This window comes from Blautia sp. 210820-DFI.6.14, from assembly GCF_020558815.1.
Taxonomy (GTDB): Bacteria; Bacillota; Clostridia; order Lachnospirales; family Lachnospiraceae; genus Blautia_A; species Blautia_A obeum.
This window is the reverse complement of the sequence record NZ_JAJCKS010000010.1, coordinates 14151-34912: the sequence shown is the minus strand read 5'-3', so window position 1 is coordinate 34912 and position 20762 is coordinate 14151. Positions and strand designations below refer to the sequence as shown.

The following is a 20762-nucleotide window of genomic DNA, read 5'->3' as shown; positions in this document are numbered from 1 at the left end:
AGGAAATAAAAATGACACTGGAAGAAACACTGGCTCAGATAAAGCCTTTGGACAAAAATGCAATGGATGTTGCCGCAAAACGCTGGGACAGTATTGCGAAACCCCTGCATTCTCTTGGAAAAATGGAAAAACTGGTGATTCAGATTGCGGGAATCACCGGCAATCCGGATATAAAAATTCAAAAACGTGCTCTGGTAGCAATGTGTGCAGATAATGGGGTGGTGGAAGAAGGTGTAACCCAGACCGGTCAGGAAGTGACTGCGATCGTTGCTGAAAATTTCCTTTCCGGAGATACGTCGGCATGTGTTATGAGCCGCCAGTGTGGAACGAAGGTTATTCCGGTGGATATCGGAATGGCTGTTGATACAAAAGTTTCAAAAGAGCTGAAAGTTGCTTATGGAACAGCCAATATGACAAAGGGACCTGCGATGACGAGAGCACAGGCGGTACAGGCATTGGAAGCAGGTATTGAGATGGTTCGTAGACTGAAAGAAGAAGGATACGGGCTTCTGGCAACCGGAGAAATGGGAATTGGAAATACGACTACAAGCAGTGCAGTAGCATCCGTGCTTCTGGATCGTTCTGTGGAAGAAATGACAGGGAGAGGGGCCGGTCTTTCCGGAGATGGACTGAATCGAAAAATCAATGCAATCAGAAAAGCAATTGAAGTGAATCAGCCTGATCCGAAAGATGCGATCGGTGTCCTTGCAAAAGTTGGTGGTTTTGATATTGCAGGTATGGCAGGGATGTTCCTTGGCGGAGCAGCACTTGGAGTGCCGGTGGTGATCGATGGATTTATTTCCTGTGTTGCAGCATTGATCGCACAGCGTATCTGCCCACTGGCGGACGAATATATGATCGCATCTCATGTTTCAAAGGAGCCGGCTGCATGTCTGATTTTGGAAGCTCTCGGAAAAGAAGCTGTTATTCATGGGGAAATGTGCCTCGGTGAGGGCAGCGGAGCGGTTGCACTTTTTCCGTTCCTGGATATGGGAATTGCTGTGTATGATTCCATGAGCACATTTGAAGATATTCATGTGGAACAGTATGAGGAGCTTGTGTAAATAAAAACGGATAAGTGTACTTGTATAAGAAGGAGCTTGTATAAAGATGATGATTCTTGTCACAGGAGGAAGCGGAAGTGGAAAGTCTGCTTTTGCGGAAGATTGTGTTGTTTCTTTTGGAAAAACAGACAGGATTTATATAGCAACCATGTATCCTTTTGATGAAGAAAGCAGGAAACGTGTGCAGCGCCATCGGAAGATGCGTCAGGGAAAAGGATTTGAAACAGTCGAATGTTATACAGGTCTTGATGAGATAAGGCTCCCGGAAAACTGTACAGTGCTTTTAGAATGTATGTCGAATCTTGTTGCAAATGAGATGTTTCAGGAAGAAGGAGCACATGAGAATACTGTTGAGGCGGTGTTAAAGGGTGTGCGGCATATCAGAGAACAGGCGGGAAATCTGGTGATCGTTACGAATGAGATATTTTCTGAGGCAGCAGATTATCAGGGAGAGACAGAACTTTATCAGGAATATCTCGGACAGATTAACCAGAAGATAGCTGAAATAGCAGATCAGGTGGTTGAAGTAGTTTATGGAATCCCTGTATATCATAAAAATAAACTCCTTTCTGGAGAGGGTTAAGGAAGTGTAAATGATGAAAAGTCTGTGGAACAGTTTTAAGATTGCCTTTGCGATGTTTTCAAAGATACCGATGCCCCAGGCAGACTGGTCGGAAGAAAATATGCGTTATATGCTCTGCTTTTTTCCGTTTGTCGGTGCAGCTGTCGGGGTGGTCATGCTTGGCATGGAATGGCTCTGCCGTTATTTTGGAATGAGTAATGGATTTATTGCAGTGGCACTGGTACTGGTACCGGTAATTGTAACAGGAGGAATTCATGTAGATGGCCTTCTGGACACATCTGATGCTCTGAGCTCCTGGAGAGACAGAGAAAAACGTCTGGAGATTCTGAAAGATTCTCATGCAGGTGCGTTTGCGGTCATTACAGCATGTGTATACTTTTTGACTATGTATGGCGGAATGAGTCAGATCGTGGAACAGGATAATCGTAAAATGTTATATATTCTGGCAACTGGTTATATGGTGTCCAGATGTCTGTCGGGAATTGGTGTTATTACTTTGCCGAAAGCAAATGCAAGCGGTACAGTGGCTGAATTTTCACGTAAGGCACAGGATACAAGAGTACGGAATATACTGATTATTTATCTTGTGCTGCTCACCGGATTTATGTTCTGGATCCAGCCGGTATGGGGAACAGCAGTAATTGTGACGGCCCTGCTTGTATTCTGGTTCTACCGGCACAAGGCTCTGAAATATTTTGGTGGGACGACAGGAGATCTTTCTGGATATTTCCTGTGTCTCTGTGAGGTATGGATTGTGCTTGTTCTGGCGATTATTACAGTAGTCTATAAAATTTGATGAGGAAAGAACATATGAAGATGATCATTGGCGGTGCTTTTCAGGGGAAGGCGGCTTTTGCAGAAAAAAAATATCCGGAGATTGAATGGGTGAATGGCGCTGATGCAGACTGGAATTCGATTCAGAATGCAAAGGGAGTTGTGAATTTCCATGAATTTATCCGTGCTGAAATGAAAAAAAATGAGGATGTCAGTGATCTGGCAGAGAAACTGATCCAGTGTAATCCGGGAGTACTCCTCGTATCGGACGAGGTGGGATATGGAGTTGTACCAATGGATGCATTTGACCGCGCCTACAGAGAGGCTGTTGGTAGAATCTGTACAAAACTTGCTGCGTACAGTGATGAAGTAACACGCGTTGTATGCGGAATCGGGACGGTGATCAAACATGATTAAGATCTGGCTGATACGTCATGGTATGACAGAAGGAAACCGTCATCAGAGATATATTGGAGTGACGGATGAACCGCTGTGTCCAGAGGGAATGGAATTATTAAAAACATTTACATATCCAAAGCCACAGACGATTTTTGTCAGTCCCCTGCGGCGCTGTCAGGAAACAGCAGAAATTCTTTTTCCGGGACAGAAAGTACGAATCATAGATCAGCTTGCGGAATGTGATTTTGGCGCTTTTGAGAATAAGAATTACAAAGAGTTAAGCGATGATCCCAGATACCAGGCATGGATCGACAGCAATGGAATCATGGCATTTCCGGGAGGCGAGAGTAAAGAAGAATGTGCGGCACGTAATCTGGAGGGATTTCAGAGGGCAGTGACGACCTGTATCAGGGAAAATATTTCTGAGGCAGCGCTTGTCGTTCATGGAGGTACGATCATGAATATCATGGAAGCATATGCTCTTCCGAAAAAAGAATTTTATGAGTGGCATGTCGGTAATGGCTGCGGCTATCTGGTGGAACTGGATTCATTTCTTTGGGGAAAAGACAGGAGAATTCTTCAGGTGATTGAAAAAAGGGATGGAGAAGAAATTCATTGATCGAAGGTACTTTTCGTACAGAATAATATATGTTATAATCAAAATGCGACGGAGCAGATTATCTGCTTCGTTTTTTTGTTTCAATATACAAAAACTTTTAGAAGACAAAAAAGAATTTTGTATATAGGTTGAAATGAAGAAGAAAATATGATACATTATATAGTATAAAACACCGAAAACTTATGGAAAATTTCACAAATAATTGGAAAAATTTCACAAGGCAGGGAGGAACGTTATGTTAGTTATTGGAAACGGAAGAATGATCACACGGGACGCATCCAGTGCCTTTTTTGAAAATGGTGCAGTAGCAATGGATGGTAACACCATAAAGATGGTGGGGGTAACTGATGAAGTAAAGAAGACTTATCCTGACGCTGAATTTGTGGATGCGCACGGCGGAATCATTATGCCCGCTTTTATTAACGCGCATGAACATATCTACAGTGCCTTTGCTAGAGGATTGAGTGTCAATGGATATGCTCCGAAGGGATTTCTGGATATCCTGGATGGAATGTGGTGGAATATTGACCGCCATCTGACTCTGGAGCAGACAAAGCTTTCTGCATATGCAACATACATTGATTCGATCAAGAACGGTGTGACAACGGTATTCGATCATCATGCCAGTTTTGGCCATATTACAGGATCTCTGAGTGCAATCGAAGAAGCGGCGAAAGACCTTGGAGTACGTACCTGTCTCTGTTATGAAATATCAGACAGAGATGGAATGGAAAAATCACGTGAATCAGTGATGGAGAATGTTAATTTTATCAGACATGTACAGAAAGAGGACAGTGATATGCTTGCAGCGATGATGGGAATGCATGCTTCATTTACAATCTCTGACGAGACAATGGAGCTGTGCAATGAACTGAAACCGGAAGGTGTAGGATATCATATCCATGTGGCTGAGGGAATTTACGATCTGCATCAGTGCCTGAAAGAACATGGCAAAAGAATTGTGGACCGTCTGTATGACTGGAATATCCTGGGACCAAAGACTCTGCTCGGTCACTGTATCTATATCAATGAACATGAAATGGAACTGATCAGAGAGACAGATACCATGGTCGTACACAATCCGGAATCCAATATGGGAAATGCCTGCGGATGTCCTCCGACGATGGAACTGGTACATAAAGGAATCCTGACAGGACTTGGAACAGACGGGTATACACATGATATGATGGAATCCTGGAAAGTTGCAAACATTCTGCATAAGCATCATCTGTGCGATCCGACTGCAGCATGGAGCGAAGTGCCGCAGATGCTGTTTGATGGAAATGCGAAGATCGCAAACCGTTATTTCAAAAAAACTCTGGGCATTTTAAAAGAAGGAGCTGCAGCAGATGTAATCGTAGTAGATTATGATCCGCTGACACCGATGGATGCTTCGAATTGTAACGGACATCTTCTGTTTGGGGTGAACGGAAGTATGGTGCAAACAACGGTATGTAATGGTAAGGTACTTATGAAAGATCGAGAAGTACTTGTATGTGATGAAAAGAAGGTCATGGCAGATTGTCGTCAGGCGGCAAAAGAACTTGCAGATGCCATCAATGGCTGATTTACTGTTGACAAATTTACAGGGAGGAAATGAAATATGAGTGATATAATGAAAAGTATTCCGTTTGGTCAGCTGATGGAGTGGGTACTGGAAGAACATAAAAAAACAGGACAGATATTTGGCATCCAGAAGGCATATGTTGCCGATCCGGCAAAAACAGTTGAAATATTTGGCAGAAAATTGGAGAATCCGGCAGGACCGGCAGCAGGTCCGCATACACAGCTTGCACAGAACCTTGTGGCAGCTTATTATGCAGGAGCAAGATTCTTTGAATTAAAGACCGTACAGAAAATGGATGGACCGGAACTTTCCGCATGTATTCCGAAACCATGCATCGTAGCAGAGGATGAGGCATATAACTGCGAATGGTCTACAGAGCTTTATGTTCCGCAGGCGATGGAAGAGTATATAAAAGGCTGGATGATCCTGCATGTGATCGCAAAGGAATTTGGACTTGGAAGTCCGGATGGATTCCAGTTTAATATGTCGTGCGGCTATAATCTGGAGGGAATTCAGGACAAAAAAATCGATGATTTTATCGAGGGAATGAAAGATGCCGGTGATACGGCGATATTTAAAGAATGCAGGGAGTGGCTTCTGAAACATGTGGATCTTTTTGAACATGTGACCAGAGAAGACATTGAGGCAATTCCGTCAGAAATCTGTAACTCTATTACGCTTTCCACCATGCATGGATGTCCTCCGCAGGAAATCGAAAACATTGTTACGTATCTTCTGAAAGAAAAACACATTCATACCTATGTAAAATGTAATCCAACACTTCTTGGATATGAATTTGTACGCAAAGCAATGGATGATCTGGGATATGACTATATGGCATTCACAGATTTCCATTTCAAAGATGACCTTCAGTATGAAGATGCAGTGCCAATGCTGAAACGTCTTATGGATGTAGCGGCGCAGGAAGGTCTTTCTTTTGGTGTGAAGCTGACGAATACCTTTCCGGTAGATATCAAGAGACAGGAACTTCCGGGAGAGGAAATGTACATGTCTGGTAAGGCTCTGTTTCCACTTTCTATTTCTGTAGCTGCGCGTCTGGCAGAATCCTTTGATGGAAAGCTTCCGATGTCTTTCTCAGGAGGTGTTGATCAGAAAAATATTGATCAGATCGTAGATTGTGGAATCTGGCCGGTCACAGTTGCAACGGTCCTTCTCAAACCAGGCGGATATAAATGGATGACACGCATTGCAGAAAAAACAGCTGCCTGTCAGATCGGTAAGAGCGGAGAGGTTCATGTAGAGCGAGTAACGAAACTGGCGGCAGATGCACTTGAAAATGCAAATTATCAGAAAAACAGTAAGAAAGCAGGAAAGAGAAAGGAAGAAAAATCCCCGCTGCTTGACTGTCTGAGAAAAGAAGATGTTTCGGAGAGGAAAGAGTTTACAGTACACAAACGTGTCTGTGGAAATTGTGCAGATGTATGTCCAAATCGTGCAAATGTACTGATCGAAGTACCGGAGATGGAATTACTGCAGATCATTCATGTGGATTATATGTGCAATGAATGTGGAAACTGTCGTTCGTTCTGTCAGTATGCAGGAGCTCCATATAAAGATAAGTTTACATTGTTTGCAAATGAAGAAGATATGAAAGACAGTATAAATAATGGATTTACAGTACTGGATGCAAAAAATAAAGAAATAAAAATACGCATTGGGGAAAAAGAAGAAGTTGTAAGAGCAGATCAGCCGTCAGGTATTTTGAATAAAGGCCTTTCGCAGCTTATCTGCACAGTGATTGATCAATATGCTTATTTGCTGATGTAAATGCAATCTGTAGCAGAACAGGAAAAGGAGTAGTCCACTATGGCAGCATTTAAAGTAAATGGAAAAAATGTTTGTTCGGAGAAAAATCAGAAACTTTTAAGATTTCTCCGTGATGAACTTCGGCTGACATCTGTAAAAGACGGATGCAGTGAGGGCGCATGTGGAGCCTGTACAGTGATCATTGATGGAAAGACATGTAAAGCATGTGTACCGGATACGGATTCTCTGAGCGGAAGAGAAATTATAACCGTAGAGGGGCTGACAGAATGGGAACGTCAGGTATATACTTATGCATATGGAAAGGCCGGAGCAGTACAGTGTGGATTCTGCATTCCTGGAATGGTAATGTGTACGAAAGCACTTCTTGATGAAAATATGGAACCTACGGATGATGAGATCCGTTATGCGTTGCGTAATAATTATTGTCGCTGCACGGGATACGTGAAGATCATGGATGCCGTCCGTCTTGCAGCAAAGATCCTGAAAAAAGGTGAGATACCAGATGACGGAGATCCAAACTGGACGATTGGAAATCGCGTAGCAAGAATTGATGTTGTAGAAAAAGTACTTGGAACGGGAAAATATCCGGATGATTTTTATCTCGATGGAATGCTGTACGGCTCTGCTCTTCGAAGCAGATATGCCCGTGCAAGAGTACTTTCTATTGATACATCCAAAGCAAAAGAACTTCCGGGAGTGGAGGCAGTTGTGACGGCTGCTGACATTCCTGGAGAAAACAAAATCGGACATTTAAAACATGATCAGTATACGCTGATACCGGTTGGTGGTCTGGTACATTATCTGGGAGATGCAGTTGCTCTGGTAGCGGCAAAGGACAGGGAAACAGTAGAAAAAGCAAAAAAACTGATCAAAGTAGACTATGAAGTACTGCCGCATGTACATACTATAGAAGAAGCTGCTGCTCTGGATGCACCGAAGGTGTTTGATGAAGAAGACAGTAATGTCTGTGCACATAAGCACATCAGCAGAGGTAATGCAGAAGAAGCAATCCGAAATTCAAAATATGTGATCTCACATCATTTTGAAACACCGTGGACAGAGCATGCGTTTCTTGAACCGGAATGTGCGGTTGCTTTTTATGATGAAGATGGGGATGTTTTTATTTATTCTGCAGACCAGTCAGCACATCAGACCAGACACGAATGTTCACTTCTTCTGGGAACAGATAAGGTGAAAGTACAGAATGCACTGGTTGGAGGTGGATTCGGTGGAAAAGAAGATATGACCGTACAGCATCTGGCTGCATTGCTGACCTATGTGACAAAGAAGCCGGTTAAAGTCAAACTTACCAGAGCAGAATCTCTTCTGATACATCCGAAACGACATCCGTTCTATATGGATATGACGATGGGATGCGATGAAGAAGGAAATATTATGGGAGTAAAAGCAATTGTGTCTTCAGATACGGGGGCTTTTGCATCACTTGGTGGTCCGGTACTGGAACGTGCCTGTACGCATGCGGCAGGACCATATCATTATGAAAATTTTGATATCGAAGGGACTGCATATTATACCAATAATCCACCGGCCGGAGCGTTCAGGGGATTTGGCGTTACACAGACCTGTTTTGCAACAGAGACGCTGCTGAATATGATGGCTGACAAGGTTGGAATCACACCGTGGGAGATCCGTTACCGTAATGCAATCCGTCCGGGAGAAGTGCTTCCGAACGGTCAGATCGTAGATGCATCGACCGGACTGGTAGAAACCCTGGAAGCAGTAAAAGAAGATTATGATGCAGCAATGACAGCGGGAAAACCGGTTGGAATCGGATGTGCGATGAAAAATGCCGGTGTAGGAGTTGGAATTCCGGATACCGGACGCGTTAAACTGATCGTAGAGGATGATGAAAAACTGCATATTTATTCAGGAGCATCGTGCATTGGACAGGGACTTGGAACAGTTCTGGTGCAGATGGTCGTTACAAATACAGATCTGAAACATGAGGATATTGTGTATGAAAGAAGTAATACATGGATCTCTCCTGATTCAGGAACAACATCGGGATCCAGGCAGACACTGGTCACCGGAGAAGCCTGCCGCAGAGCATGCGAAAAACTGATGGAAGACCGTACTGCCGGAAAACAGCTGAAAGATATGAAGGGGAAGGTATACTACGGAGAATATCTCGCAAAAACAGATCCGCTTGGCGCCAATGTACCAAATCCGGTATCACATGTGGCCTATGGATATGCAACACAGATCTGCGTTCTGGATAAGAAGAGCGGGAAGCTGGAAAGCATAGTTGCCGCTCACAATGTAGGAAAGGCAGTGAATCCGCTGTCCTGCGAGGGACAGATCGAGGGTGGTGTTGTCATGTCTATGGGATACGCGCTCAGAGAACAGTATCCGATTGATGAGAATTGTAAACCAATTCAGAAATATGGTTCACTGGGATTATTCCGTTCACATGAAGTTCCCAAAATAAAAGCAATCGTTGTAGATAAGCCAGGACTGAAGGTTGCATGCGGTGCCATCGGCATTGGGGAGATCACATCCATTCCTACTGCACCGGCAATTGCAGATGCATATTTCCGTTATGATGGAATTCGCAGATATAATCTGCCGCTTACAGATACACCATACGAAAGGAAGGGTTGATATGGCAGCAAAAAAAAGATTTCCATACAGATCCGCCCTTGTAGCATGTAATGGTGGATGCAGGGCGGTACAGGGAGAAGAAGGATGTACAGATGGTTGCATTGGCTGTGGAGCTTGCGTCAGCGTATGTAAATTTGGCGCAATTTCCCTGAATGAATATGGTGTGGCGGAAGTCGATGAAGATAAATGCCTTGCCTGTGGAAAATGTATGAAAGTCTGTCCGCAGGAAATTATCCATATCCATGAATGTGCCAATTATATTGTAGTCAAATGTTCTAACAAAAGCAAAGGAGCTGAGGCAAAAAAACAGTGTGAGGTAAGCTGTATTGGCTGTGGAATCTGTGAAAAGATCTGTACGGCAGGTGCTGTCCGGATCATGGACAATCATGCAGTGATCCGGGAAAATATGTGTTTAAGCTGTGGCATGTGTTCAGTGAAATGCCCGCGTCATGCAATTTATGATCTGCGTGGAATATTTACAAAGACAAAGTGACAGGATTCCAGTTGACAAAATTCTATAAAGAAGGTGAGATCATGATAGGAAAAAGCGTTCCGCGAGTTGATGCTTATGAAAAAGTGACCGGAAGAGCCAAATTCACAGATGATCTGGTACCGCCCAGATGTCTCGTGGCAAAAGTTCTTCATGCAACGATTGGAAATGGAATTGTGAAATCTATCGATACAAGTGAGGCAGAGGCACTGGAAGGGGTTGTAAAAGTAGTGACTTTTTATGATGTGCCAGACCACTGTTATCCGACACCAGGGCATCCGTGGTCTGTGGAACTGGCACATCAGGATGTGGCAGACCGTAATCTTCTGACTGGTCGTGTGCGGTATTATGGAGATGATATTGCGGCTGTTGTTGCAGAAGATGAGATCATTGCAGCCAGAGCACTGAAGCTGATCAAAGTAGAATATGAGGAATATCCGGTGGAAATCCATCCACGCAAATCTATGTATGGCAGTAATCCGCCGATTCATTTTGATAAAAAAGATAATGTCCTTGCCCGTTCTAATTATTTTATCGGAGATGTAGATAAGGGGATGGAGCAGGCTGAAACAATTGTAAAGGGCACATATAAAACACCAATCGTGCAGCACTGTCATATTGAAAATCCGATTTCTTATGCCTATATGGAAAAAGGCAGGATCGTAGTGGTGACATCGACACAGATTCCACACATCGTCCGTCGTGTCATTGGTCAGGCACTGGGAATTCCGTGGGGCAATGTACGGGTTATTAAACCATATATTGGAGGGGGATTCGGCAATAAACAGGATGTGCTTTATGAGCCATTGAATGCTTTTTTGACAACGCAGGTCGGAGGCAGACCGGTCAAACTGGATATCAGCAGGGAAGAGACATTCTGTAATACAAGAACCCGCCATTCTATTGAATTTGATCTGGCAGCCGGTGTAGACAAAGACGGCAAACTTCTGGCAAAAGATATGCATTCTTATTCAAATCAGGGTGCTTATGCCTCTCATGGTCATGCGATTGCGGCAAACGGACTGACTTCCTGGCGGCTGCAGTATGCCTGTCCGAATATCCGGGGAGAAGCTTATACAATCTATACTAATACGCCGGTTGGTGGAGCCATGCGAGGGTATGGAATCCCGCAGGTATGTTTTGCTATTGAAAGTTTTATGGATGATGTGGCAAATGAGATTCATATGGATCCGTTGGAATTTCGGCGCAAAAATCTGATTCAGGGATATTCTGAAGATGCTTATCTGAAACCAATCGCAGCTAATACAAACGGAATTTTTGAATGTCTGGAGAAGGGTGCAGAATATATTCATTGGGATGAAAAGCGAAAAGAATATGCAGAACAGACCGGAGATGTACGGAAAGGTGTTGGCATGGCGTTGTTTTCTTACAAGACAGGTGTATGGCCGATTTCTCTGGAGATTGCAGGAGCCAGACTTTCTTTGAACCAGGATGGAAGTGTTCAGCTCATGCTTGGGGCAACGGAAATCGGACAGGGAGCAGATACTGTATTTTCACAGATGGTTGCGGAGACACTTCACACAGATATGGAACATGTACATATTAAAACGGTGCAGGATACAGATGTGTCACCGTTTGATACGGGGGCGTATGCATCCAGACAGTCTTTTGTGACCGGAACAGCAGTGCGGCATTGTGCAGAGATTCTGAGAGATAAGATACTTGCCTATGCGAAGACGCTCCTTCCGGAAATCGACACCAGAGAACTGACACTTAAAGATAACTGGATCTGGGCAGGTGATGAGCAGGCAATCTCTCTTGCGGCTCTGGCAGAAGAGAGCTATTACAGCCTTACAAATTCATCCGTATTGACAGCAGAAGTTTCTGAACAGGTGAAAAAAAATACGATTGCAACAGGATGCTGTTTTGCAGAAGTTGAAGTGGATATAAAACTTGGTAAAATTAAGATTCTTCATATTATCAATGTACATGACAGTGGAAAGCTGCTGAATCCACAGCTTGCCGAGATGCAGGTCCATGGTGGTATGTCTATGGGAATGGGGTATGGAATCAGTGAACAGCTGATTCTGGACGAAAAGACCGGACGTCCGTTGAATGGCAATCTGCTGGATTATAAGCTGATGACGATGCTGGATACGCCGGATATCAAAGCGGATTTCGTGGAATTGTGTGATCCGATGGGACCATATGGAAACAAAGCATTAGGAGAACCGCCGGCAATTCCATGTGCACCGGCAATCCGAAATGCAGTACTTCATGCGACCGGGGTGGCATTTTATGAAAATCCGCTGACACCGCAGAGACTGATCGACGGATTCAAAAAAGCAGGATTGATCTGAGAGGGGGCGCAGAGAATGTATGATATAGAGAAATACTATAATGCAGGAACCGTTTCAGAGGCAGTGACACTTCTGAATGAACATCCGGACACCAGGATCATATCAGGAGGAAGTGATGTTCTGATCAAGATCCGTGAGGGCAGGATGGCAGGAACCTCACTGGTATCTATTCGGGATATTGAAGAACTGAAAGGAATTGAGCGAAAAGAAAACGGCGATATTTATATCGGTGCAGGAACGGTATTTTCACATATTACAGCAGATCCGATCATTCAGAAATATATTCCGGTTCTGGGAGAAGCTGTTGACCAGGTTGGCGGTCCACAGATCCGCAATATCGGAACGATTGGAGGAAATATCTGTAATGGAGCAGTCAGTGCTGACAGTGTCCCGACGGTCTTTTCCTATAACGCGCTGCTGCATATTGCAAATGCAGAAGGCGGAAGAAGTGTCCCTGTCAGAGAATTTTATCTTGGTCCTGGACGTGTAGCTCTCAAACAGGGGGAAGTACTTACACATGTGATTATTCCAAAGAATGAATATGAAGGATATCATGGACACTATATCAAATATTCCATGCGAAATGCCATGGATATTGCGACGCTGAGCTGCAGTGTGGTAAGTAAAGTTGATACTGCAGAAAATATTCTGGAGGATGTTCGTATTACATTTGGCGTAGCAGCACCAGTGCCATATCGCTGTACAGAGACAGAAGCTTTATTGAAAGGCAGAAAACTGGATGCGTCTCTTTATCAGAATCTTGAGGAGAGTGTCAGAAGCGAGATACATCCGCGAGATTCATGGAGAGCTTCCAGAGATTTTCGTCTGCAGATTGGTGGAGAAATTGCACGGAGAGCACTGAGCCGTACTGTGGAACTTGCAGAAAATGCAAAGCAGCAGGGAGGTGAAAACGCATGAAAAAAGAAAAAGTACTTGTTCAATGCGTGGTAAACGGAGAAGAGGTTGCAGAGTATGTAGATCCGAGAGAATCTCTGCTGGATATGCTCCGTAATCATCTCGGCCTTACTTCCGTCAAAAAAGGCTGTGAAGTAGGGGAATGTGGAGCCTGTACCGTGATCATTGACGGCGAAACGATTGATTCCTGTATTTATCTGGCTGTCTGGGCAGAAGGAAAAAATATCCGTACACTGGAAGGTCTTGAAAAAAACGGAGAACTGACAAGAATTCAGGAAGCCTTTATTGAAGAGGGTGCAATTCAGTGTGGATTCTGTACACCGGGTTTTGTTATGTCTGCGACAGTCCTTCTGGAACAGGGAAAAGAACTGACCAGAGAGGAAATTAAGAAAAAAATGTCTGGAAATCTCTGCCGTTGTACCGGATATCAGAATATTGTCAACGCGGTAGAAAAAGTTATGCATGAAAATGCAGAAAAAGTTGAAGAAAAATAAACAATTAATACAACATTGAAAATGACAGCAAGAGAGGAATACAGTTAAGATGGGACATAAAACAACATTGCTCGTTCGCGGTGGCGGAGACCTTGCAAGTGGAGTAATCCACAGGCTTTATAAATGTGGTTATCAGGTACTGGTACTGGAATGTCGGAAGCCAAGTGCAATCCGTCGAAAGGTTTCTTTCGGAGAAGCTGTTTTCGACGGAATTTCCAGTGTGGAAGGTGTGACGGGCCGATTGATCGAAGATGTCAGTGAATGTCAGAAGGTCTGGGAGGCAGGAGAGATTCCGATTCTTGTCGATGAGACCGGGAAAGTGATAAAAGAGCTTAGACCGGATGCACTGATCGATGCAATCCTTGCGAAGAGAAATCTTGGAACAACAAGAGAGATGGCTCCGCTGACCGTTGCGTTGGGGCCTGGATTTGAAGCAGGAAAAGATGTTGATTTTGTTATCGAAACACAGAGAGGACATAATCTCGGAAGAGTGATCGAGGAAGGAACTGCAACACCAAATACGGGTATTCCGGGAGTGATCGCAGGATATGGAAAAGAACGAGTAATTCATTCTCCGGCAGCAGGAATCATGCACAATCGTTCTAAGATTGGCGATATCGTAGAAAAAGACCAGATCATAGCGATGGTAGATGCGACACCGGTATATGCCTCACTGACGGGTGTTTTACGTGGCATTATCCGTGATGGATATGAAGTGCCGAAAGGCATGAAGATTGCAGATATCGACCCTCGTAAAGAGCAGAAGAAAAACTGTGATACGGTTTCAGATAAGGCTCGCTGTATAGCCGGAAGTGTGGTAGAAGTTCTGCTGGCAAATGGAGTGCTGCCGTGATGCAGGCGGATTCTCTGCTGGATGCGTTAAAGATAAATCCGGAAAAATACCGGGTAATCGCTGTAGTTGGAGGCGGAGGTAAGACCAGCCTGATTTTTCGACTGATGGAAGAATTGGTTTCTATTGGAAAAACAGTGATAGTGACAACGACCACGCACATGGCATATGAGCCGGAGCGTCCATTTGTGGAAAATGGAGATATTGACGGGGTTCGGAAGGACTTGCAGATATATCACTATACGGTAGCCGCCAGTCTTGACTGCAGCAAGGGAAAAATCGGATGCCTTTCGGAAGAAAAACTGGAGGAACTGAGAGGGCTGTCAGATGTTCTTCTGATCGAAGCAGATGGTGCGAAACGTCTGCCACTTAAGGTACCGGAAGAATGGGAACCGGTGATTCCGGAGTTGGTGGATCTGCTTATTGGAGTTGTGGGTATGGATGCCCTCGGAGAGCCGATTCAGAAGACCTGTCACAGAGTGGAGAAAGTTGCGAAGTTTCTTGGAAAAGGGATAGAAGAGACGGTTACTGAGGATGATATCGTGAAGATCGCTGTTTCGAGGGATGGTTTAAGAAAGTGCGTGGATGAACGGGAGTATCGTGTTTTGCTAAACAAAGCAGATATTCCGGGAAAAGCTGAAGCGGCAGAGAGGATTGCAGGGAAACTGGAGCAGCAGAGAGTTCATGTAGTGTGGGGAAGTTTACAGAAAGAGTATTATAACAGTTGCGATTTTGCCAGAGAAAAGATTACACTTGTTATGCTCGCAGCAGGAAACAGCCGTCGTTTCGGTTCCAACAAATTGCTGTATGAAATTGATGGAATGCCGATGTATCTGCGGACACTTGAGAAACTTCAAAAGGCAGCATCAGAACTTGGAGACTGTGAGATTATAGTCGTCACCCAGTATGAAGAAATAGCCGCCAAAGCAAATACACTGGGAGTGAAAGTACTGATCAATCCACAGCCAGAGCGTGGTATCTCATCTTCCATGCAGATTGGGCTTGCCACTGCAAAAGATTCGTCGGCATGCCTGTTTACGGTATCTGACCAGCCCTGGCTTACCGCAGAGACCATCATCAACCTGGTAGACAAGTTTCGGGATGAGCAGAAAGGAATGGCATGCACCATTTTTGGCACCAAAACCGGAAATCCATGTATCTTCTCACGGGAATATTATCAGGAACTGATGGAAATTACCGGCGATAAAGGCGGAAAACAGATCATAAACAGACATCCTGAAGATGTGACGTACTTTAAGATTGAAGATGCGAGGGAACTTCAGGATATAGACATTCCCCTGGGATAAAATAAAACCGATCATACAAGAAGCATATTTCCTGTATGGCCGGTTTTTATTTCGTGTAAATAAAGCCGTTTTTTTATTTTTTTGTAGTAGTTTTTTTCACCGGCTTCTTCAGAAAGCCGTGTTTTTCGGCATCTTCTTCTGCGAGACGTACCGTTTCTTCAGATGGATTGGAGATGACGGCAGCAAAAACAATCTCACATGGTGGATTTTCTTTGACTGCCTGTACAGCTGCAGCAACGGCAGATACATCACCGGTCATAAAAACAGTTTCGTGTCCGCCGCATTTTCCGTTCCAGGTCAGGAAAGAAACGTCAGCGGTCTTCAGCATCTGGTCGATTACGATAACAGCGTTACTGCTTCCGACCACTTCTACTAATCCAAATGCTCCATATCTCATTCTATAGTCCTCACTTTAATATGTATTCGTATTGCGGGTTATTTGTTTGCAGTCATATACATGGCCGGTTCTGTATCATGAGCCGGGGATGCGATCACTGTATGGGAAACAACTTTGGAAATAGGTTCTGCGACATGGATTGCTGCTTCCATTGCAGCGGTTACATCAGAAACAGAACCACGCATCTTTACACAGGCACCTGCACCAAGACGATTACGTTCAATGTTCTGAATCTTTACATTTGCTGCTTTAGAAGCAGCATCAAGAGCTACGAAGCAGGCAGCAAAACTGTCAAGTTCAAAAATCCCTACTGCCATACCATTATAATTTTCAGCCATAATACCTCCATCCATTCATATGGGAATATAATATTTCGATTAAAACTATTTTTATTATACTCTGTTTTAAGTCTAAAAACAAGAGATAATCATGTATTTTTGTGGCTTTTAAAGAGAAGAACATGTGGTTTCATGACGAAAAATAATGATAAAACTGTGAGATTGTGTTGTGTTAAGTTGAAAAAATAGAGAATAGAGGTAAAATCAGCTGGAATATCTGGAAGGAGAGAAACGGGGGTGCTATAATATACATAAGAAAAAAGCTATGGCGGACAGCGTTCGCAGTACTATAAAAGAAGGTGGAACCGGGAAATGAAAGTACATCAGACGGATTTTTCGAAGGGAAATGTATATCGGAATATTCTGGAGGTCTCGATTCCGATGACGTTGGCACAGCTTCTGAACCTGTTGTACAATGTTGTAGACCGTATGTATATTGGAAGGATTCCGGGAGCCGGGGCAACAGCACTGCAGGGGTTGGCATCTGCTTTCCGTTAATCACAATGATCACGGCATTTACATATTTGTTTGGAAACGGCGGAAGTCCTCTCTGTGCAATGGAGCTTGGAAGAGGAAATCATGAAGAGGCAGAGAAATTAATGGGAAATACATTTTCCATGCTTCTGATTTCAAGTATAATACTGATGGCAGTGAGCTATCTGTTCTATAAACCGATTCTGTATGCATTTGGAGCCAGCGATGTAACATTTCCGTATGCAGGAGATTACATCACAATTTATCTGATCGGAACACCATTTGTTATGATCTCACTGGGATTAAATCCATTTATTAACTGTCAGGGATTTGGAAACATGGGAATGCTGATGGTGCTGATTGGAGCAGTTTTAAATATTATTCTTGATCCGATTTTTATTTTTGGATTGCATATGGGAGTAAGAGGTGCTGCACTTGCAACGATTATTTCCCAGATCTGTTCCGGAATATGGGTGTTAAGATTTCTTACAGGAAAGAAAGTCACACTGCGTCTGAATCGCCTGGCAATGGTAATAGAATGGGCACGGGTAAAAGAGATTATGGCACTTGGAATTTCGGGTTTTATGATGCAGTTTACGAATGGGCTGGTACAGATATTCTGTAATTCCACATTGCATATGTATGGTGGTGACATATATGTTGGGGTTATGACAGTGTTGAATTCTGTGAGAGATATTGCAACAATGATGGTACATGGGCTTACAAATGGTGCGTCACCAGTTATGAGTTTTAATTATGGAGAAAAGGATTTTGGAAAAGTAAAACAGGCAATTAAATTTGTAACCGTTGTCTGTTTCAGTTATGCGTTGTTTGTATGGGGAATCATCAAAATTATGCCGGAATTTTTTATTAAATTATTTAATAACGATCCGACATTGTTGGAAAAGGGTGTTCCGGCGCTGCACATCTATTTCTTTGGTTTTTGCTTTATGGCATTGCAGTTTACCGGTCAGGCAGTATTTGTAGCACTTGGAAAAGCGAAGAGAGCAACATTCTTTTCTATTTTCCGTAAGGTAATCATTGTTGTACCATTGACGGTGCTCCTGCCGCGTGTTGGCGGTCTGGGTGTGGATGGAGTGTTCTGGGCAGAGCCAATTTCGAATCTGATCGGTGGATGTGTGTGTTTCTTTACGATGCTGGCAACGATCCTGCCGGAATTAAAAGAAAAGTAAGCAGCAGAAAAGGAGTACAATCTGGTTTTGAGGTAATCCCCCCGGACTTTCAGATTATACTCCTTTTTATATCATGGCATTGATATTTAAATATGGATTTTAGTCCCGGTCTTGCCTTGAATACCGTCTTTGGCTTTTTCGAGAAGCGTAATCATGGCTGAGCGTCCTTCTTTGGAAGAGGCAAAATCCATGGCCGCCTGTACTTTGGGAAGCATGGAACCTGGTGCAAACTGACCTTCGTCTACATATTTCTGGGCTTCTTCTACGGTCATTTCATCCAGCCACTTCTCATTTTCTTTACCGAAGTTTACAGCAACTTTTTCGACTGCTGTCAGAATGATCAGCATGTCGGCATCAAGTTCTTTAGCGAGTAAGCAACTTGCAAAATCTTTATCAATAACAGCTGATGCACCTTTCAGGTGGTCACCCTGTAATGTGACAGGAATTCCTCCACCTCCGCAGCAGATAACAATTTTGTTTGCATCTACAAGACTGTTGATCGCATCCTGTTCTACGATTTCAACTGGTTTCGGGGAAGCAACGACACGGCGGTATCCGCGACCGGCATCTTCTTTCATAACATAACCATATGCTTTTTCTGCATGTTCAGCCTGTTCTCTGGTCATGAAATGTCCAATTGGTTTGCTTGGATTCTGGAAGGCCGGATCATTTTCATCGACACGTACCTGTGTAACAACAGTTACGACCGGTGTGCGCATAAATCCGCGTTTGCGAAGCTCTTCACGAAGCGCATTCTGCAGGTCGTATCCGATGTATGCTTGGCTCATGGCAACACAGACGGAGAGAGGCGTGTTTGGCTGGTTTGCGTCTTCTCTGGAAAGAGCTGCCATGGCATTGTTGATCATACCTACCTGTGGGCCATTTCCATGAACAACAACAACCTGATGCCCTTCTTCGATCAGATCACACAGGGCTTTTGCTGTGGTTTTGACGGCCTGCATCTGTTCCGGGAGTGTATTGCCAAGGGCGTTTCCGCCCAGAGCAATCACAATTCTTTTTCTTTTATACATTGTAAAAACCTACCCGATAAAAAATTATTTCATGATTCTTGGTGCAGCTTTTACTTCCAGTTTCTTCAGGATATCCTGCGGATTTTCAAATTTGGAAAGCATGATCATAGCTGCAATGATATATGGTTTGAAGCTTGCTTCTTTATAAAGCGGGATTCTGTAACGGTCAAATACGGATGCATCGACTTCGCCTGTTTCGCAGCTTACACCTGTGATATCAGCTGGCAGACAGTGCAGATAGAGAGCTTTTCCGTCTTTTGTTGTTTTCATGAGTTCTTCTGTGCAAGCCCAGTCTTTGTGTTCGGCATTCTGAGCAAGAAGTTCTTTTTCCAGTTTGTCGATTCCTTCGAAATCGCCTTCTGCATAGAGATTGGTACGTTTTTCCATAGCAGCGAAAGGAGCCCAGCTCTTTGGATATACAATATCAGCATCTTTGAAGGCTTCTTCCATGCTGTTTGTTTTTGTGAAGGATCCGCCTGTTGCTTCTGCGTTCTTTCTAGCAATTTCTTCAACTTCCGGCATTACATCGTATCCTTCTGGATGAGCAAGAACAACGTCCATACCGAAACGTGTCATCAGACCGATAACACCCTGAGGAACAGAGAGCGGTTTGCCGTAAGATGGAGAGTAAGCCCATGACATAGCGATTTTTTTGCCTTTGAGGTTCTCTACACCACCAAATTCATGGATAATATGAAGCATATCAGCCATACACTGTGTTGGGTGGTCAACGTCGCACTGCAGGTTTACAAGAGTAGGTCTCTGTTCAAGGATACCATCTTTGTTTCCCTCAGTAACTGCATCCATGAATTCTTTCTGGTATGCATGTCCTTTGCCGATATACATATCATCACGGATACCGATTACGTCAGCCATGAAGGATACCATGTTTGCTGTTTCGCGAACAGTTTCACCATGCGCAATCTGCGATTTTTTCTCATCGAGATCCTGTACTTCCAGACCAAGAAGGTTGCAGGCAGAAGCGAAAGAGAAACGGGTACGTGTAGAGTTGTCACGGAAGATGGAGATTCCAAGACCACTTTCAAATACTTTTGTGGAAATGTTGTTTTCTCTCATGAAACGAAGTGCATCTGCTACGGTAAATACTGCTTCGAGTTCTTCGTCGGTTTTGTCCCATGTCCAGAAGAAATCGTTGTTATACATTTCTTTGAAGTTGAGTTTGTTGAGCTTATCGATGTAATCCTGTAAAGTTTTCATTCTTTTCTCCTTTTAGGTGGAAATGTTTGATCGAGATTATTCTTCACGTACGTGAGTTCAGATCAAATATTTCAACGGAGACGCGCTCGCGCTTACTTCGACTGGCAGCGGTACATAGGGGATTAAAAAACAATCCCCAAGTACCGGCCGCCTCAGATCATCTCCTTATGAAATATTTATCTGACTCACTGAACTGAGAAGAAAAAACACCTCGATCAGCCCATTTCATGAGTTATATTTTATATTTGTACATTCGTTCACCTGCGGCTATAACACTACAACGTAGCCCTTTCATACTTGAAGAACCAAGAGCTTATG

18 protein-coding genes and 1 pseudogene are annotated in these 20762 nt (G+C 43.7%); 15 read left to right on the top strand and 4 right to left on the bottom strand.

Features of this window, described 5'->3' with window-relative positions; translation table 11 throughout:
- Positions 1 to 11: 11 nt before the first annotated feature.
- The 14 genes from cobT to yqeC all read left to right on the top strand — a co-directional run bounded on the left by cobT (position 12) and on the right by yqeC (position 15793).
- Positions 12 to 1064: a nicotinate-nucleotide--dimethylbenzimidazole phosphoribosyltransferase gene (gene cobT / locus LI112_RS09395; protein ID WP_144369579.1), complete on the top strand. Its 1053-nt coding sequence runs from the start codon at positions 12 to 14 to the stop codon at positions 1062 to 1064.
- 46 nt (positions 1065 to 1110) lie between these two features.
- Complete coding sequence (locus LI112_RS09390; RefSeq protein ID WP_055065570.1) at positions 1111 to 1647, top strand: bifunctional adenosylcobinamide kinase/adenosylcobinamide-phosphate guanylyltransferase; 537 nt, start codon at positions 1111 to 1113, stop codon at positions 1645 to 1647.
- Positions 1648 to 1657: 10 nt separating this feature from the next.
- Positions 1658 to 2443 carry an adenosylcobinamide-GDP ribazoletransferase gene (cobS, locus tag LI112_RS09385; RefSeq protein ID WP_081017190.1) on the top strand — a complete coding sequence of 262 codons (786 nt, stop codon included), beginning with the start codon at positions 1658 to 1660 and terminating at the stop codon, positions 2441 to 2443.
- Between the two features lie 14 nt (positions 2444 to 2457).
- Positions 2458 to 2838 carry a bifunctional adenosylcobinamide kinase/adenosylcobinamide-phosphate guanylyltransferase gene (locus LI112_RS09380; protein ID WP_022388897.1) on the top strand — a complete coding sequence of 127 codons (381 nt, stop codon included), beginning with the start codon at positions 2458 to 2460 and terminating at the stop codon, positions 2836 to 2838.
- Positions 2831 to 3439 (top strand): histidine phosphatase family protein, encoded by a 609-nt coding sequence (locus LI112_RS09375; RefSeq protein WP_055065572.1) that lies wholly within the window; start codon positions 2831 to 2833, stop codon positions 3437 to 3439. Before LI112_RS09380 ends, LI112_RS09375 begins: the two co-directional genes overlap by 8 nt.
- A gap of 235 nt (positions 3440 to 3674) precedes the next feature.
- Entirely contained in the window at positions 3675 to 5006 is a 1332-nt protein-coding gene (gene ssnA / locus LI112_RS09370; protein ID WP_055065573.1) for a putative aminohydrolase SsnA, read from the top strand.
- A 36-nt stretch (positions 5007 to 5042) separates the two neighbouring features.
- Complete coding sequence (locus LI112_RS09365) at positions 5043 to 6794, top strand: selenate reductase (RefSeq protein ID WP_227190616.1); 1752 nt, start codon at positions 5043 to 5045, stop codon at positions 6792 to 6794.
- Positions 6795 to 6833: 39 nt separating this feature from the next.
- Positions 6834 to 9416: a selenium-dependent xanthine dehydrogenase gene (gene xdh, locus LI112_RS09360; protein ID WP_055065575.1), complete on the top strand. Its 2583-nt coding sequence runs from the start codon at positions 6834 to 6836 to the stop codon at positions 9414 to 9416.
- A gap of 1 nt (position 9417) precedes the next feature.
- Complete coding sequence (locus tag LI112_RS09355; protein ID WP_055055646.1) at positions 9418 to 9909, top strand: 4Fe-4S binding protein; 492 nt, start codon at positions 9418 to 9420, stop codon at positions 9907 to 9909.
- Positions 9910 to 9950: 41 nt separating this feature from the next.
- Complete coding sequence (xdhA, locus tag LI112_RS09350) at positions 9951 to 12227, top strand: xanthine dehydrogenase subunit XdhA (protein ID WP_227190615.1); 2277 nt, start codon at positions 9951 to 9953, stop codon at positions 12225 to 12227.
- A 15-nt stretch (positions 12228 to 12242) separates the two neighbouring features.
- Positions 12243 to 13145: a xanthine dehydrogenase subunit XdhB gene (xdhB, locus tag LI112_RS09345; protein WP_055055644.1), complete on the top strand. Its 903-nt coding sequence runs from the start codon at positions 12243 to 12245 to the stop codon at positions 13143 to 13145.
- Positions 13142 to 13636 (top strand): xanthine dehydrogenase subunit XdhC, encoded by a 495-nt coding sequence (gene xdhC, locus LI112_RS09340; RefSeq protein ID WP_173904174.1) that lies wholly within the window; start codon positions 13142 to 13144, stop codon positions 13634 to 13636. Before xdhB ends, xdhC begins: the two co-directional genes overlap by 4 nt.
- A gap of 49 nt (positions 13637 to 13685) precedes the next feature.
- Positions 13686 to 14489, top strand: coding sequence for a selenium-dependent molybdenum cofactor biosynthesis protein YqeB (gene yqeB / locus LI112_RS09335; RefSeq protein ID WP_173904173.1), 804 nt, complete (start codon positions 13686 to 13688; stop codon positions 14487 to 14489).
- A complete protein-coding gene (gene yqeC, locus LI112_RS09330; RefSeq protein ID WP_227190643.1) occupies positions 14489 to 15793 on the top strand; it encodes a selenium cofactor biosynthesis protein YqeC in 1305 nt (434 codons plus the stop codon). The genes yqeB and yqeC overlap by 1 nt, the downstream gene beginning before the upstream one ends.
- A 73-nt stretch (positions 15794 to 15866) precedes the next feature.
- Here the strand turns inward: yqeC and LI112_RS09325 are convergent, their stop codons facing one another.
- Positions 15867 to 16190 carry a BMC domain-containing protein gene (locus LI112_RS09325; RefSeq protein ID WP_173904171.1) on the bottom strand — a complete coding sequence of 108 codons (324 nt, stop codon included), beginning with the start codon at positions 16188 to 16190 and terminating at the stop codon, positions 15867 to 15869.
- 38 nt (positions 16191 to 16228) lie between these two features.
- Positions 16229 to 16528, bottom strand: coding sequence for a BMC domain-containing protein (locus LI112_RS09320; protein ID WP_055055641.1), 300 nt, complete (start codon positions 16526 to 16528; stop codon positions 16229 to 16231).
- A 312-nt stretch (positions 16529 to 16840) separates the two neighbouring features.
- Between LI112_RS09320 and LI112_RS09315 the strand changes: the two are divergent.
- A pseudogene (locus LI112_RS09315) lies at positions 16841 to 18195 on the top strand (MATE family efflux transporter).
- Positions 18196 to 18281: 86 nt separating this feature from the next.
- Here LI112_RS09315 and arcC read toward each other — a convergent pair.
- Together arcC and ygeW are read right to left on the bottom strand one after the other, a co-directional pair.
- Positions 18282 to 19226 (bottom strand): carbamate kinase, encoded by a 945-nt coding sequence (gene arcC / locus LI112_RS09310; RefSeq protein ID WP_005422432.1) that lies wholly within the window; start codon positions 19224 to 19226, stop codon positions 18282 to 18284.
- A gap of 24 nt (positions 19227 to 19250) precedes the next feature.
- A complete protein-coding gene (gene ygeW / locus LI112_RS09305; protein WP_005422433.1) occupies positions 19251 to 20444 on the bottom strand; it encodes a knotted carbamoyltransferase YgeW in 1194 nt (397 codons plus the stop codon).
- Between the last annotated feature and the right edge of the window lie 318 nt (positions 20445 to 20762).

What these genes read in the sequence shown, in the direction of transcription:
- xdhC (WP_173904174.1), top strand. Translation starts at nt 13,142, where the DNA reads ATGAAAAAAGAAAAAGTACTTGTTCAATGCGTGGTAAACGGAGAAGAG.
- LI112_RS09380 (WP_022388897.1), top strand. Translation starts at nt 2,458, where the DNA reads ATGAAGATGATCATTGGCGGTGCTTTTCAGGGGAAGGCGGCTTTTGCA.
- ssnA (WP_055065573.1), top strand. Translation starts at nt 3,675, where the DNA reads ATGTTAGTTATTGGAAACGGAAGAATGATCACACGGGACGCATCCAGT.
- xdhA (WP_227190615.1), top strand. Translation starts at nt 9,951, where the DNA reads ATGATAGGAAAAAGCGTTCCGCGAGTTGATGCTTATGAAAAAGTGACC.
- cobT (WP_144369579.1), top strand. Translation starts at nt 12, where the DNA reads ATGACACTGGAAGAAACACTGGCTCAGATAAAGCCTTTGGACAAAAAT.
- xdhB (WP_055055644.1), top strand. Translation starts at nt 12,243, where the DNA reads ATGTATGATATAGAGAAATACTATAATGCAGGAACCGTTTCAGAGGCA.
- LI112_RS09375 (WP_055065572.1), top strand. Translation starts at nt 2,831, where the DNA reads ATGATTAAGATCTGGCTGATACGTCATGGTATGACAGAAGGAAACCGT.
- LI112_RS09325 (WP_173904171.1), bottom strand. Translation starts at nt 16,190, where the DNA reads ATGAGATATGGAGCATTTGGATTAGTAGAAGTGGTCGGAAGCAGTAAC.
- LI112_RS09365 (WP_227190616.1), top strand. Translation starts at nt 5,043, where the DNA reads ATGAGTGATATAATGAAAAGTATTCCGTTTGGTCAGCTGATGGAGTGG.
- LI112_RS09320 (WP_055055641.1), bottom strand. Translation starts at nt 16,528, where the DNA reads ATGGCTGAAAATTATAATGGTATGGCAGTAGGGATTTTTGAACTTGAC.
- arcC (WP_005422432.1), bottom strand. Translation starts at nt 19,226, where the DNA reads ATGTATAAAAGAAAAAGAATTGTGATTGCTCTGGGCGGAAACGCCCTT.
- cobS (WP_081017190.1), top strand. Translation starts at nt 1,658, where the DNA reads ATGATGAAAAGTCTGTGGAACAGTTTTAAGATTGCCTTTGCGATGTTT.
- LI112_RS09355 (WP_055055646.1), top strand. Translation starts at nt 9,418, where the DNA reads ATGGCAGCAAAAAAAAGATTTCCATACAGATCCGCCCTTGTAGCATGT.
- xdh (WP_055065575.1), top strand. Translation starts at nt 6,834, where the DNA reads ATGGCAGCATTTAAAGTAAATGGAAAAAATGTTTGTTCGGAGAAAAAT.
- LI112_RS09390 (WP_055065570.1), top strand. Translation starts at nt 1,111, where the DNA reads ATGATGATTCTTGTCACAGGAGGAAGCGGAAGTGGAAAGTCTGCTTTT.
- ygeW (WP_005422433.1), bottom strand. Translation starts at nt 20,444, where the DNA reads ATGAAAACTTTACAGGATTACATCGATAAGCTCAACAAACTCAACTTC.
- yqeC (WP_227190643.1), top strand. Translation starts at nt 14,489, where the DNA reads ATGCAGGCGGATTCTCTGCTGGATGCGTTAAAGATAAATCCGGAAAAA.
- yqeB (WP_173904173.1), top strand. Translation starts at nt 13,686, where the DNA reads ATGGGACATAAAACAACATTGCTCGTTCGCGGTGGCGGAGACCTTGCA.